This is a genomic window from Bacillus sp. DE0042 (assembly GCF_007680225.1).
Taxonomy (GTDB): Bacteria; Bacillota; Bacilli; order Bacillales; family Bacillaceae_G; genus Bacillus_A; species Bacillus_A wiedmannii.
Window position 1 is genome coordinate 61,338 of sequence record NZ_VEJP01000012.1, and the last position, 13,251, is coordinate 74,588.

The window sequence follows — 13,251 nt, forward strand, 5'->3', positions numbered from 1 at the left end:
ATCTCAAGGGTGATGGAGAAGAGAAGGGATTTTTCTACAATGAAATTGTAAATGAATGCAAAGGGGCTGAATCAGTATGTTAGTCATAGATCATATTACGAAATCATTTGGTAAGAAGGAAATCATAAAGAATGTTTCTTTTGAAGTGAAAAAAGGTGAAACATTTGGATTGCTTGGTCCAAATGGAGCGGGAAAATCAACGACGATATCAATGATTTGCGGGTTAATTCCATACGATAGTGGTGATATCAAGGTTGGTGGGAAATCTGTAAAAGAATATCCATTAGAGGCGAAAAAGAAAATTGGTATTGTTCCGCAAGATATTGCGTTGTATCCGACACTTTCAGCGAAGGAAAATTTGGTTTTTTGGGGAAAGATGTACGGTTTAAATGGAAAAGTTGCAAAAGAGCGAGCGGAGGAAGTATTAGCTTACGTCGGTTTACAGGACCGTGGAAAAGATAAAATTGAAATATTTTCAGGTGGAATGAAAAGGCGTATTAATATTGGTGCAGCACTTATGCATGAGCCAGAGTTGTTAATTATGGATGAACCGACAGTTGGGATTGATCCGCAATCGAGAAATCATATTTTAGAGACTGTTAAAAAGTTAAATGAAAAAGGTATGACGGTCATTTATACGAGTCATTACATGGAAGAAGTAGAGTATTTATGTGAAAGAATTGCAATTGTTGATCATGGAAAGTTAATTGCATTAGGAACGAAAAGGGAGCTATGTAATCGCCTGGCAGATGGATTTATAGTGAGATTGCAATTAAATCGTTATAGTACGGAATTGCTACAAAAGTTGAAAGCACTATCTGTTGTTGAACGAATTATTTTTGATGAAGATAATAGTACGATTGATATTGGACTAAATGGTGGCGACTCCATTGGTACAGTTGTGTCAGTAGTTGTGGAGAACAACGCTCAGATTTTAAAGCTTGAAGTGCAAGAACCGAATTTAGAGGCACTCTTTTTACAATTAACAGGACGTTCACTTCGTGATTAAGGAGGTTAGTGCGGGATGAAAAGTTTTATTATTGCATGGAAAGATTTAAAAATACGTTTAATTGATCGGCGTGGATTTATTATGATGTTAATTATGCCGCTTTTATTAACAGCGATTTTAGGTTCAGCGTTAAGTAATATATTTGATAATGGTGGACTACCAAAAACGGTGATTGGCTATTATCAAGTAGGAACTGATGAGTTCGCAGATGTCTTTCAAAAAGACGTATTGCAATCTAAAGAATTAAAAGATGATGTGAAAGTAAAGATAGTTAATTCTCAGGAAGAGCTTGAAGGTATGTTAAAGGAAAAGAAAATCGATGTGGGAATTGTCATCCCAAATAAATGGAGCGAACAAGTACAAGATGGAAAATTAAAAGAACCAAAGGTTTTTATAGACCCATCAAAAGATATACAAGCAAAAATCGCTGAATCAATGATCCGTTCTTTTTCAGAGCGTGTTCAAACAGTTGCGGTATCTACTAAAAGTGTTGTGACGGAATTAGCAAAGTCTCAGCATAGTAATGTGGAACAAGTTGCAAAAGAAGTGAGTGGAGATTTACAAACAGTAGCAACTTCGGGTGCAAATAACATTGAAAAAGGAACGATAGGTAAAAAAACAGTTGCAGCGATGCAATATTATGCAGCAGCGATGTTAGTCATGTTTTTACTATATAACATAACAGTAGGTGCAAAGTCAGTTGTAACAGAGCAACGAACTGAAACATTGGCGCGTTTGTTCAGTACACCGACGAGCTCATTTTCAATTTTATTCGGGAAGTTTTTAGGTACATTATTATTTGCTTGTATACAATTAGGAATGTTTATAGTTGCTACACACTTTATGTTTCAAGTGGAATGGGGCGGAGACTTGTCCCAAATAGTAGCGGTGGGAATTTCTTATGCAATTTGTGTTTCTGGTTTATCTATGTTAATTGCAGCTTTTATTCGTGAGGAAAAAACGGCAGATGTAATGGGAGGAATCGGTATTCAAATACTCGCTATATTAGGGGGATCGATGTTACCGATTTATGTATTCCCTGATACACTTCAAACCATTGCGAATGTTGCTCCGAATAAATGGGCACTTACAAGTTTCTTAAATATTATGTCGGGAACACCTTGGGATGTGCTACTCCCTGTTATTTTTAGTTTATGTAGTGCGGGAATTGTCTCCGTTATGATAGGAACATTACGTTTACGTACGAGATAGGAGGGGGAAATGATGAAGAAGGTTTGGGCACTTTGTTGGCTAGAGTTAAAACAAATTTTAATAAAACCACAAAGTTATATACTCATGTTTGGAATGCCTATTATTTTTACACTCATTTTCGGCGGCCTTTTAGGTGGAAGTGGGAATACGAAAGTAAATGTTAGCTTAGTAGATGAAGATGGTTCTGTATTATCTAGCAAGTATTACGAGGACATAAAGAAAAGTGACTTAATTTCTATAGAGAAGGTAACGTATAAGGAAGGAAAACAGAAGATTGAAAACAAAAAATCATCCGGCATAGTTATTATTCCGAAAGACTTTCAAAAGAGTATGCTAGATGGAAGGATAGAAAGTATTCAGTTTCAAGCCAGTGCTGATTTTACTGGTGGAACTTCTGTAGAGCAAGTATTGGCAAGTACGTTAAAAAAAATGGAGATAGAAGTTAGCGCAGCGAGAGATTTTGAGAAGAAAAGTAACACTTCGTGGGAAACAATGTATAAAGAAATTTATACAAAAGTAGAACCTGTTTCGATTCAAAAAGAGTCAATTTCACATGATGATCAAAAGTTAAATGACGTTACAGGACGAGCGGCAGGCTTTTCAATTCTATTCGTTATGATTGTTATGTTAAGTGCGACGGGGACTATTTTGAAAGCTAGACAACTTGGTGTTTGGTCTCGTTTATTAGGAACGCCGGTTTCAAAAGTTCAAATATTAGCAGGGTATATCCTATCGTTCTTTTTAATAGGTTGGATTCAATTCGGTGTTTTAATGATATTAACGCACTCCTTATTTGATGTGCAGTGGGGAAATTTATTAGGGGTTATTATACTCGTTTCCGTATTATTATTAGCTGTCATTGGTATAGCCTTATTATTAGCAAGCATCGTAAAAACAACAGAACAACAGTCAGCGTTAGGAAATATCGTTGTGATTTCAACATGCATGATTGGTGGTCTTTATTGGCCGATTGAAATTGAACCAGCATGGATGCAAACGGTAGCAAACTTTGTTCCACAAACTTGGGCGATGCGTGGCTTTACGGAGTTAATTGTAAGGGGAGGTACATTGGCAGATATAGGAGGATATATTGGTATACTCATTTTATTTGCAGGGGTCTTTTTCATAATTAGTTTAACAAGAATACGTTACGACTGAAAAAAACAGAGTTACAGCTTTACACGCTGAACTCTGTTTTCTTTTTGTGTGGTATCTTCCCTTGTTGAAATGATAATAGCGATCCCGAGCATAATAAAAAAAGCTAAAAAGAGGACGAACTTTGGGAAGAATGGGAATAGTAATAGAGCCCCGACTATCATAATTGTTAATAATACGTAGTGCAGGACGTATTGGAATAGGTTGTCCATGTTTTCGCCCCCTTTTTGGTAATTGGTTATTAGTATTCTATGTTTCATACTGAACGAATAGAAGTGAATTTTTAATTTTTTAATACGAAATAAAAGAGAACGATTGATATGTTTAATAGCAAAGAGGTGTCTGCACATAATGCACGAATTCAAGGATTACAAGAAGATAACTATAACGGTATTTTATTAAGTTTACCTAAATTAAAGATAGAATAAAAATTTTCGAAATATTTTTTTAGAAAGAATTGACAAAATATAACGGACGATATAAGCTAATAACCATAAAGTCTACCGGAAAGGTCGGAATAGGATTGTTACCCCTCAAAAACATCTATTTTTTTACGATTAAAACCGACTTTTCCGATTGGCTATAAAATGTTGCTGTGGGAGGCATACATAAGGCAAGCAGTTCATAAGGTTTAATTATTAAAAAAAGTTAGGGTGGGGACAATGAAGAAAAAGACAAAAAAATGGGCTGGTGTATTTTCAGTATTACTGAGTAGTTCGCTTGTGTTATCTGCTTGTGGGGGACAGGAAGATACGGCTTCTACAGAACCGGTTAAACAGCAAGATTTAAAAAATATAAAAGTTGAAAAAATGGCGGCTACAGATAAGACGAAAGTACCTGATAAGGCAAAAAATAGAAAAGATACGTTTATTTCTGGTATCTCAAAGCCTGGGGGAGTTTTCTTACCTTACTTTCAAGAGAACGGTTGGGATGGCAATGTGACATCGGTTATTTTTGCTTCCCTTGTTACAACAGATAAACAAGGAAAACCTATACCAGATCTTGCTGAGAAGTGGGATGTTTCTTCAGACCAATTAACATATACATTTCATTTACGCAAAGACTTGAAATTTAGTGATGGATCGCCATTAACCGCTGACGATGTAGCATTTACATTATCACTTCTACATGATAAAGCGTATGAAGGCGGAGATGATATTTCACAATATGCAATTAAAGGTGGAAAGGAATATAAAGAAGGAAAAGCAACGTCTATTGAAGGAATTCAAGTTGTGGATCCACAAACAATTAAAATTACGACCGAAAAAGTTAACTCACAAGCGCTAATTGCTTTAGGTGGTCCAGTATTATCGAAAGCTTATTATGGAAAAGAGTATAAACAAAATACTAGTTTAGATTATTTAAAAGAGTTATATGGAAAACCGATAGCTGCGGGGCCATATAAGTTTGAAAAGTATATCCCAGGACAGGAAGTTCGTTTTATAGCAAATGAAAATTATTATGCAGGTAAACCAAAAATCCAAAACTTTATTTATAAGATTACTTCACCGGATACAAAATTCCAATTATTCCAAACAGGTGAGATAGATTATACAGGAGTAGGCTACGGGGATGAAATTTTAGAACAAGTGAAGAGTTTGCAGTTTGCAAATGTTGAAATAGAGACAGCTGCTTCATTTAGTTATATAAGAATGAATAGTAAAAAACCGTATTTAAAAGATAAGAAAGTTCGTCAAGCTCTTATTTATGGATTGGATCGTAAAAAATATGTAGATACAGCTTTGAAAGGATACGGTACGGTAGCAAATGTTCCAATTCATCCAACATCTTGGGCTTATACAGAAGAGGGCATTAATAAGTACGAATATAACTTAGATAAGGCGAAGAAATTATTAGATGAAGCTGGATGGAAAGCTGGTTCAGACGGAATTCGTGAAAAAGATGGTCAAAAACTTAAATTAACGTATTATGGTGCAAGCTCAGCAAAAGAAGGTGATTTATTTATTCCGATAGCAAAAGAGAACTATAAAGAATTAGGTGTTGAGTTCAATCCTGAATTTATGGATTTTAATACGATGCTATCAAAAGTGAAAAAAGGCGATTATGATTTAGCTTCTGTTGCAACACCAATTACAACAGATCCAAGTGAAACTGTAAGTGGTTACTCCTCGGAAGGTGATGATAATACCCTAGGTTATAAAAACGAAAAAGTAGATGCATTAATTAAAAAAGGAATTGAAACTGTAGATATTGAGAAACGTAAACCGATTTACAAAGAACTGTACAAAGAACTAAGTGAGGATCCGCCAGTAATTTTATTAAATTATCGTAGAATCATCACAGCTTACAATGGAAACATTAAAGGAATTGATCCTGAGAAGTATGACAGTATTAGTTCGAACTCGCCAGTATTATCTATTGAAAAATAACGAGAAGAATGTATAAGTAGAAGACATTTTTTCATTCGGCTAGTAATATGCTGATTCGAAAAAATGTTCTTCTATTTTAAGCATAAGATTGGAGAGAAAAAGGGTGAAAACGTATATCATTCGTAGGTTGTTACAAATGATTCCTACACTTTTGGGAACGTCAGTTGTTATTTTTTTCCTGTTTGCACTTCTTCCAGGGGATTATATTGATTCGAATCCTAAGATTACACCGCAAAGGGCGGCAGAGCTTCGGGAATTGTATGGATTAAATAAGCCAATTGTTGAGCGCTATTTTCATTGGTTAGGTAATGCGTTACAAGGAGACTTTGGTTTTTCGCTTCAATATCAAGAACCTGTAACATCATTATTAAATAAATTTATTTGGAACTCTTTTAGTGTAGCAATTATTGCATTGTTTTTTATTTGGTTAATTGCACTTATTATCGGTGTATTTTCAGCGACAAAACAACATTCTTTATTCGATAAGCTTGTAACAATTGGTATCTTTGCAGCAATGTCATTTCCTTCATTTTTTATAGGTCTGTTTCTAATTAAGGTGTTCGCAGTTGATCTTAAGTTATTGCCAATAGGTGGAATGATTGATGTTGGTAGTAATTCAACCGGATTCGCTTATGTGATAGAAGTTGCAAAGCATATGGTTTTACCGGTATTTATTTTGACTCTTCTTGGTGTGGGCTCATTAACTCGTTATTTTAGAACGAGTATGTTAGAGGTTGTAAGACAAGATTACATACGAACAGCACGAGCAAAAGGGTTAAAAGAGAAGACTGTTATTTATAAGCATGCATTAAAAAATGCCATTTTACCGGCTATTACATTGCTTGCGTTTGAGTTACCTGGATTGTTTTCTGGGGCAATTATTATTGAACAAATTTTTAACTGGCCAGGGATTGGTGGTATTCAATTAGAAGCACTAAATTTCCGTGATTATACAGTATTGATGGCATTTACGATGTTTCTTTCTTGTTTAACAATCGTTTCAAATTTTTTCGCAGATATCGTATATGCAGTTGTTGATCCACGAATTCGGTTGAAGTAAGGGGGGAACGAGATGGAAACTGTTACAGCGATTACAGAGAAGAAAGAAAAAAAGAGAAGAAAAAATGAATCATCACCATGGCGACAAGCTATTAAACGGATAAAGAGAAATAAGATGGCACTCGTAGGATTGTATGCATTAATTTTTATGTTTTTATTTTGTTTTATCGGTCCATTCTTTTCGCCATATGCATCAGGGAAAATACAAGTTGCGTTAATTAACAAACCACCTAGTTTTTCTCATTGGCTCGGTACAGATCAATTAGGAAGAGATATTTTAACGAGACTTATGCAAGCGGGACGAATTTCATTAACAATTGGCCTAGCTTCAATGGTTTTATCAGTAATACTAGGAGCTGTATTAGGGGCTATTGCAGGATTTTATCGTGGCATCGTTGATAATATTATTATGCGTCTTGCAGATATTTTAATGTCGATGCCAGGATTACCGTTACTTATTATAATGGGGGCGATTTTATCAGAGTGGAAAGTACCGTCTGATTATCGTCTGTATGTCATTATGATTATTTTAAGTTTAGTAGGTTGGCCGGGGCTTGCACGTCTTGTAAGAGGTCAAATTTTATCGCTTAGAGAGCAAGCGTTTATGCAAGCTGCTGATGTGCTAGGAATAAAAGATTACCGGAAAATTATCTATCACTTAATTCCTAATGTTTTACCGATATTAATTGTTGTATCCACATTAGGCGTTGCAGGTTCTATTTTAGGGGAATCCGCACTAAGTTACTTAGGTCTCGGCGTCGTTCCACCTACACCATCATGGGGGAATATGATTAGTGCAGCTAACTCGTTAATTGATTTCCAAAAGCGTCCTTGGTTATGGATTCCGCCTGGTTTTGCAATTTTTATAACAGTTGTATCCATTAATTTACTTGGTGATGCACTTCGTGATGCGTTAGATCCAAAGATGAGACGGTAGGTGAGAAGGTATGAGTAAAGCGGTAGTGGAGCTGAAAGACTTACAAACACACTTTCAGACAGAAGAAGGAACAGTAAAGGCTGTGAATCATGTTAGTTTTACAGTTCGAGAAGGTGAAACGGTTTGTGTTGTAGGCGAATCGGGTTGCGGGAAAAGTGTAACAGCTTTATCTATTATGGGACTTATTGCTGAATCAGGCAGTGTAGTAGGTGGAGATATCTTATATGAAGGAAAAAGTCTTTTAGGAATGAAAGAGAAAGAGCTTCGTAGTTTACGAGGAAATGATATTGCGATGATTTTCCAAGAACCGATGACATCGCTAAATCCTGTCTTCACTGTAGGTGAACAAATTGTAGAGACGTTAAGAGAGCATGAATTACTTAGCAAAAATGAAGCGTATAAGAAGGCGATTGAGTTAATTCGTAAAGTTGGTATAGCTCGTGCGGATGAAATCGTCCATTCTTATCCGCACGAACTGAGTGGTGGCATGTTACAACGTATTATGATTGCTGTTGCACTTAGTTGTAATCCGAAGTTATTAATTGCGGATGAACCGACAACGGCTCTTGATGTTACGATTCAAGCCCAAATATTAGACTTATTAAGACAAGTAAAAGAAGAATTTAAAACATCCATTTTATTAATTACACATGATTTAGGTGTTGTAGCTGAGATGGCTGATTACGTTGTCGTTATGTATGGCGGGAAAGTTATTGAAGAGGCACCAGTACTAGAAATATTCCAAAATCCGAAACACCCGTATACGAAAGGGTTGTTGAAATCAAAACCGGTGATGGGAAAACGAATAGATAAATTATATTCTATTCCAGGGCAAGTTCCTAATTTAGTTGGTTTGGATGAATTCTGCTACTTCAGCGGTCGTTGTGAGCATTGTATGGAAATATGTAAAGAAGAAGCGCCAAATCTGAATGTACATGATGAGAATCATAAAGTAGCTTGCTGGTTATATGAGGAGCGTGCGGGACAATGAGTGAACCATTATTAGAAGTAAAAAACTTAAAAACATATTTCCCAATTAAAGGCGGCATATTTAGTAGAACGATTGGACATGTGAAAGCAGTTGATGGAGTAAGTTTTACTATTAATAAAGGCGAAGTGTTCGGTCTCGTTGGTGAATCAGGAAGCGGAAAAACGACGATAGGAAAAACAATTTTACGTCTCGTTCAAAAAACGGAGGGAGAAGTGAAGTTTAAAGGACACGATGTTCATTCTCTATCAAAAGAGGAATTGAGAAAACATCGTCCTAATATGCAGCTTGTGTTTCAAGATCCATTTAGCTCATTAAATCCGAGAATGAGAATTGGAGAAGCACTTGGCGAGCCGATGTTGGCTCACGGACTAGCGACGAAAGAAAATGTTCGTGAAAAAGTGACAGAAGTATTAGAGTTATGTGGCTTAGCCCCATATCATATTGACCGGTATCCTCATGAGTTTTCTGGTGGACAACGTCAGCGTATCGTTATCGCAAGAGCTATGGTATTAAATCCGGAATTTATAGTAGCTGACGAACCTGTGGCAGCACTAGATGTATCTATTCAAGCACAGATCATTAATTTATTTAGTGAGTTACAGGAGAAAAAGGGACTATCTTATTTGTTCATTTCACATGATTTAAGCGTAGTAGAGCACTTATGTACGAAAATTGGAATTATGTATTTAGGAACGATTGTGGAAACAGCGCCGCGTGATGAGTTATTTACGAACCCACTGCATCCGTATACAAAAGCATTGTTATCAGCTGTGCCAATACCAGATCCAACAGTGAAGCGAGAGCGGATTATACTAGAGGGTGATATTCCAAGTCCAGCAAATCCACCTTCGGGTTGTCGCTTTCATACACGTTGCCCGTTTGCAACAGATATTTGTAAACAAACGGTACCAGAATTCCGTAATGTTGGTGAAGAGCATTTTGTTGCTTGTCATCATGTATAAAAGAAAAGGGCCCTTTCAAATTGAAAGAGTCCTTTTTTTATTTACTAGATGAAGTTTGTTTCAATACAAATTTCTCGATTGCGTGAGCAACACCATGCTCATTATTTGTTAATGTTACGACATCACATAGTTTTTTTACATCTTCTTCAGCATTTCCCATTGCAACTGATAAGCCAGCTACTTGTAACATTGGCACATCATTAAAGTTGTCTCCGATCGCAATAGTATCTTCAATTGGTATATTGAAATAAGCAGCCATTTCTTGTAGACCGTTCCCTTTATGACCATGCTTATCCATAATTTCTACATTAGTAGGAGCTGATGCCGTAACTGAAATATCAGTGTCTTCTTGTAACATGCTTAATAGCTGTGCACGATGCGCTGCATTAAATGTCAAAATGAAGAATTTAGATATTTCTAATTCTGGATTATTTACAACATCTTCGATTTTTTGGAAATCAGTAATTAAGTTTGATTTCTTTTGTTTTTCTGTAATTCTTTCAAGTTCTTCAAGTGTAACATCTAGTGCATGCTTGTTTTCTTTGAACGCTTGCATGACTTGATCTTGCCATGTATATGGAGAATAAACTCCTTTATTCGTATATAGCTTATAAGGAAAACCTTCAGATTCTAGTAATTTTGCAAGCTTGTATACTTTATCGTTTTGTAAACAACGCGAGTTAATTACTTTTCCATCCACATAAACAATTGCCCCATTGCTCGCTCCAACTGGAAGAGATAGTTTATATTCTTCCAATAATTTTAAAGCATCCTCTTTTGCACGACCAGAACAAATCATGACTATATGACCAGCCTCTTTTGCAGTTTGGATAGCTTGTAAGTTCTCTTTGGAGATTTCAAGATTAGATGATAGTAGCGTACCATCCATATCTAATGCGATTAATTTCAAAATGACCACCTCTTTGCTTTTATTATACATAGTTATATAGAGGAAACATATAAACTTATCTTGGAAAGATCGTATTTTATCTTGCGTGAACCGTCAGTAAAAATTTGATAGGCGCCATCTTATTACTTTGAATATGCACTTTAATTTGTAATAAAAATAGAGGTAGGTATGAGGGTGTTTCGTTATATGACTGTAATATTACAATAACATTACAAACTCCAACTTAGTAGAAAGTGCATTAAAACAAGGTTTTTAAGGGTGTTTATAAAAAAACGTAAAAAAAGTGTAATAAAATTTACGTAATTATATTGCAACGTAACAATAGTTATGTTACATTAATGTTACAAACGTTACGTTAATAACTTTAATGTAACGCTAACATAAAAACTATGAAATAAACATTTCTTAGAAATTACATATAGATAACTTATTAAAAAGGAGGATACATAAAATGAAAGAGCAAGTATTACAAGTAACAAAAGGTGACTTCGTAGGATCAGCAAGTGGAGCAGTAGTATTAACAGCATTAATCGTATTTCTATCAAGCGTATTAGTATAATAGAAGTTTTGTAATAAAAGAAAAAGAGAGGAGAATGCAGAATGAAAGAGCAAGTATTACAAGTAACAAAAGGTGACTTCGTAGGATCAGCAAGTGGAGCAGTAGTATTAACAGCATTAATCGTATTTCTATCAAGCGTATTAGTATAATAGAAGTTTTGTAACAAAAGAAAAAAGAGAGGAGAATGAAAGATATGAAAGAGCAAGTATTACAAGTAACAAAAGGTGACTTCGTAGGATCGGCAAGTGGAGCAGTAGTATTAACGGCATTAATCGTATTTCTATCAAGCGTATTAGTATAATAGAAGTTTTGTAACAAAAGAAAAAAGAGAGGAGAATGAAAGATATGAAAGAGCAAGTATTACAAGTAACAAAAGGTGACTTCGTAGGATCAGCAAGTGGAGCAGTAGTCTTAACGGCATTAATCGTATTTCTATCAAGTGTATTAGTATAATAGAAGTTTTAAATCATACAAAATGAAAGGAGAATGAGGAATATGAACAGTGAACAAGTGTTACAAGTAACAAAAACAGATTTATTAGGATCATTAGGTGGAGCGGTAGTATTAACATCATTTATTTTATTCCTTGCAAATGTATTAGTATGAGACATATAAATACAATCATTCAAAAAAAATAAAGACTCTAGCATATTAGTAAGTAGTTAATATGTTGGGGTCTTTTTTGTTTTCCTCTCATATATATCTTCAAGTATTAATATTCCCTCCGTCATGTAAAGAGAAAAAAGTCGAATTTTATATGTAAGAAAAAAAGAGGAATTTGACAGAAAAGATAGAAAATTTTAAAGGTCAGAATTTGTTAGCTTGCTAACTAATTTCTATTAATTGATGTTGGAAGCGTTTTCGGTTGGTTTTAAGTATGGACCATTTAATCTATTTACAGGGGGATGAGGATTTTATGAAACAAAAATCTATGGATACGCTAGCTGCACAAATGGAGGACTTTTTTCCGGTACGTGATGTAGATCATTTGGAATTTTACGTAGGAAATGCAAAGCAATCAAGTTATTACCTTGCGAGAGCATTCGGTTTCAAAATTGTGGCTTACTCTGGATTAGAAACTGGTAACCGTGAAAAGGTATCTTATGTTCTTGTGCAAAAAAATATGCGTTTTGTTGTGTCTGGAGCTTTAAGTAGCGATAATCGTATCGCAGAATTTGTAAAGACACATGGTGATGGTGTAAAAGATGTTGCTTTACTTGTTGACGATGTTGACAAAGCATACTCGGAAGCTGTGAAACGTGGTGCCGTCGCGATTGCTCCACCTGTGGAATTAACAGACGAGAACGGTACATTGAAAAAAGCAGTTATTGGTACGTATGGTGATACAATTCACACGCTTGTAGAGCGTAAAAATTATAAAGGAACATTTATGCCAGGATTCCAACAGGTGGAGTTTAATATTCCGTTTGAAGAGTCAGGTTTAATTGCTGTAGACCACGTAGTTGGTAATGTTGAGAAAATGGAAGAATGGGTTAGCTATTATGAGAATGTTATGGGCTTTAAACAAATGATTCATTTTGATGATGACGATATTAGTACAGAGTATTCAGCATTAATGTCGAAAGTTATGACAAATGGAAGTCGTATTAAGTTCCCTATTAACGAGCCAGCAGATGGCAAGAGAAAATCGCAAATTCAAGAATATCTAGAATTCTATAATGGAGCAGGTGTACAACATCTTGCTTTATTAACAAGCGATATCGTTAAAACAGTGGAAGCACTTCGTGAAAATGGCGTGGAGTTTTTAGATACACCTGATACTTATTATGATGAGTTAAGTGCGCGAGTTGGGAAAATTGATGAAGAAATTGATAGGTTAAAAGAATTAAAGATTTTAGTAGATCGCGATGAGGAAGGATACTTACTACAAATCTTTACGAAACCAATTGTAGATCGTCCAACTTTATTTATTGAAATTATTCAACGTAAAGGTTCTCGCGGATTTGGAGAAGGGAACTTTAAAGCATTATTTGAATCAATTGAAAGAGAACAGGAACGTCGCGGAAACTTATAAGATTTGTATCCACCAGCAAAAGTCTCTTTGCT

The 13,251-nt window shown here is 35.3% G+C and carries 17 protein-coding genes; 15 read left to right on the plus strand and 2 right to left on the minus strand.

Annotation, left to right across the window (positions count from 1 at the left end; genetic code table 11):
- The first annotated feature begins 76 nt into the window (after positions 1–76).
- Genes FS802_RS28730 through FS802_RS28740 form a run of 3 tightly spaced genes read left to right on the plus strand, consistent with a single transcriptional unit; the run spans position 77 to position 3,379 of the window.
- Entirely contained in the window at positions 77–1,009 is a 933-nt protein-coding gene (locus FS802_RS28730) for an ABC transporter ATP-binding protein (RefSeq protein ID WP_098655189.1), read from the plus strand.
- Between the two features lie 15 nt (positions 1,010–1,024).
- The gene (locus FS802_RS28735; RefSeq protein ID WP_000834531.1) at positions 1,025–2,221 is read left to right on the plus strand and encodes an ABC transporter permease; all 1,197 of its coding nucleotides are present in this window, start codon (positions 1,025–1,027) and stop codon (positions 2,219–2,221) included.
- A gap of 12 nt (positions 2,222–2,233) precedes the next feature.
- Positions 2,234–3,379 carry an ABC transporter permease gene (locus FS802_RS28740; protein WP_000758391.1) on the plus strand — a complete coding sequence of 382 codons (1,146 nt, stop codon included), beginning with the start codon at positions 2,234–2,236 and terminating at the stop codon, positions 3,377–3,379.
- 11 nt (positions 3,380–3,390) lie between these two features.
- Here FS802_RS28740 and FS802_RS28745 read toward each other — a convergent pair whose 3' ends face one another.
- Positions 3,391–3,588, minus strand: coding sequence for a hypothetical protein (locus tag FS802_RS28745; protein ID WP_000369258.1), 198 nt, complete (start codon positions 3,586–3,588; stop codon positions 3,391–3,393).
- Between the two features lie 108 nt (positions 3,589–3,696).
- Here FS802_RS28745 and FS802_RS28750 point away from each other — a divergent pair, with 108 nt between their 5' ends.
- The 6 genes from FS802_RS28750 to FS802_RS28775 all read left to right on the plus strand — a co-directional run bounded on the left by FS802_RS28750 (position 3,697) and on the right by FS802_RS28775 (position 9,715).
- A complete protein-coding gene (locus FS802_RS28750) occupies positions 3,697–3,804 on the plus strand; it encodes a hypothetical protein (RefSeq protein ID WP_000483396.1) in 108 nt (35 codons plus the stop codon).
- Positions 3,805–4,038: 234 nt separating this feature from the next.
- Positions 4,039–5,766, plus strand: coding sequence for an ABC transporter substrate-binding protein (locus FS802_RS28755; RefSeq protein ID WP_000730685.1), 1,728 nt, complete (start codon positions 4,039–4,041; stop codon positions 5,764–5,766).
- 103 nt (positions 5,767–5,869) lie between these two features.
- Positions 5,870–6,826 carry an ABC transporter permease gene (locus FS802_RS28760; RefSeq protein WP_000860699.1) on the plus strand — a complete coding sequence of 319 codons (957 nt, stop codon included), beginning with the start codon at positions 5,870–5,872 and terminating at the stop codon, positions 6,824–6,826.
- Positions 6,827–6,838: 12 nt separating this feature from the next.
- Positions 6,839–7,762: an oligopeptide ABC transporter permease gene (gene opp4C / locus FS802_RS28765; protein ID WP_000451061.1), complete on the plus strand. Its 924-nt coding sequence runs from the start codon at positions 6,839–6,841 to the stop codon at positions 7,760–7,762.
- Positions 7,763–7,772: 10 nt separating this feature from the next.
- Positions 7,773–8,753: an ABC transporter ATP-binding protein gene (locus FS802_RS28770; RefSeq protein ID WP_000030797.1), complete on the plus strand. Its 981-nt coding sequence runs from the start codon at positions 7,773–7,775 to the stop codon at positions 8,751–8,753.
- Positions 8,750–9,715 (plus strand): ABC transporter ATP-binding protein, encoded by a 966-nt coding sequence (locus tag FS802_RS28775; RefSeq protein WP_001294493.1) that lies wholly within the window; start codon positions 8,750–8,752, stop codon positions 9,713–9,715. The genes FS802_RS28770 and FS802_RS28775 overlap by 4 nt, the downstream gene beginning before the upstream one ends.
- A gap of 37 nt (positions 9,716–9,752) precedes the next feature.
- Here FS802_RS28775 and FS802_RS28780 read toward each other — a convergent pair whose 3' ends face one another.
- Complete coding sequence (locus FS802_RS28780) at positions 9,753–10,625, minus strand: Cof-type HAD-IIB family hydrolase (RefSeq protein ID WP_000766417.1); 873 nt, start codon at positions 10,623–10,625, stop codon at positions 9,753–9,755.
- Positions 10,626–11,076: 451 nt separating this feature from the next.
- Here FS802_RS28780 and FS802_RS28785 point away from each other — a divergent pair, with 451 nt between their 5' ends.
- The 6 genes from FS802_RS28785 (at position 11,077) to hppD (ending at position 13,219) form a co-directional block, all read left to right on the plus strand.
- A complete protein-coding gene (locus tag FS802_RS28785) occupies positions 11,077–11,184 on the plus strand; it encodes a DUF3948 family protein (protein ID WP_000664237.1) in 108 nt (35 codons plus the stop codon).
- 41 nt (positions 11,185–11,225) lie between these two features.
- Positions 11,226–11,333, plus strand: a complete 108-nt coding sequence (locus FS802_RS28790) for a DUF3948 family protein (protein ID WP_000664237.1) — start codon at positions 11,226–11,228, stop codon at positions 11,331–11,333.
- Positions 11,334–11,368: 35 nt separating this feature from the next.
- Complete coding sequence (locus FS802_RS28795; protein ID WP_000654250.1) at positions 11,369–11,485, plus strand: DUF3948 family protein; 117 nt, start codon at positions 11,369–11,371, stop codon at positions 11,483–11,485.
- Between the two features lie 44 nt (positions 11,486–11,529).
- A complete protein-coding gene (locus tag FS802_RS28800) occupies positions 11,530–11,637 on the plus strand; it encodes a DUF3948 family protein (protein ID WP_000664237.1) in 108 nt (35 codons plus the stop codon).
- A gap of 42 nt (positions 11,638–11,679) precedes the next feature.
- Positions 11,680–11,790: a DUF3948 family protein gene (locus tag FS802_RS28805; protein WP_001083700.1), complete on the plus strand. Its 111-nt coding sequence runs from the start codon at positions 11,680–11,682 to the stop codon at positions 11,788–11,790.
- 310 nt (positions 11,791–12,100) lie between these two features.
- Complete coding sequence (gene hppD, locus FS802_RS28810) at positions 12,101–13,219, plus strand: 4-hydroxyphenylpyruvate dioxygenase (RefSeq protein WP_000810916.1); 1,119 nt, start codon at positions 12,101–12,103, stop codon at positions 13,217–13,219.
- Positions 13,220–13,251 lie beyond the last annotated feature (32 nt).

Coding starts and splice junctions, on each gene's coding strand:
- FS802_RS28730 (WP_098655189.1), top strand. CDS start 77: ATGTTAGTCATAGATCATATTACGAAATCATTTGGTAAGAAGGAAATC.
- FS802_RS28740 (WP_000758391.1), top strand. CDS start 2,234: ATGAAGAAGGTTTGGGCACTTTGTTGGCTAGAGTTAAAACAAATTTTA.
- FS802_RS28770 (WP_000030797.1), top strand. CDS start 7,773: ATGAGTAAAGCGGTAGTGGAGCTGAAAGACTTACAAACACACTTTCAG.
- hppD (WP_000810916.1), top strand. CDS start 12,101: ATGAAACAAAAATCTATGGATACGCTAGCTGCACAAATGGAGGACTTT.
- FS802_RS28790 (WP_000664237.1), top strand. CDS start 11,226: ATGAAAGAGCAAGTATTACAAGTAACAAAAGGTGACTTCGTAGGATCA.
- FS802_RS28750 (WP_000483396.1), top strand. CDS start 3,697: ATGTTTAATAGCAAAGAGGTGTCTGCACATAATGCACGAATTCAAGGA.
- FS802_RS28800 (WP_000664237.1), top strand. CDS start 11,530: ATGAAAGAGCAAGTATTACAAGTAACAAAAGGTGACTTCGTAGGATCA.
- FS802_RS28745 (WP_000369258.1), bottom strand. CDS start 3,588: ATGGACAACCTATTCCAATACGTCCTGCACTACGTATTATTAACAATT.
- FS802_RS28755 (WP_000730685.1), top strand. CDS start 4,039: ATGAAGAAAAAGACAAAAAAATGGGCTGGTGTATTTTCAGTATTACTG.
- FS802_RS28775 (WP_001294493.1), top strand. CDS start 8,750: ATGAGTGAACCATTATTAGAAGTAAAAAACTTAAAAACATATTTCCCA.
- opp4C (WP_000451061.1), top strand. CDS start 6,839: ATGGAAACTGTTACAGCGATTACAGAGAAGAAAGAAAAAAAGAGAAGA.
- FS802_RS28805 (WP_001083700.1), top strand. CDS start 11,680: ATGAACAGTGAACAAGTGTTACAAGTAACAAAAACAGATTTATTAGGA.
- FS802_RS28795 (WP_000654250.1), top strand. CDS start 11,369: ATGAAAGATATGAAAGAGCAAGTATTACAAGTAACAAAAGGTGACTTC.
- FS802_RS28785 (WP_000664237.1), top strand. CDS start 11,077: ATGAAAGAGCAAGTATTACAAGTAACAAAAGGTGACTTCGTAGGATCA.
- FS802_RS28735 (WP_000834531.1), top strand. CDS start 1,025: ATGAAAAGTTTTATTATTGCATGGAAAGATTTAAAAATACGTTTAATT.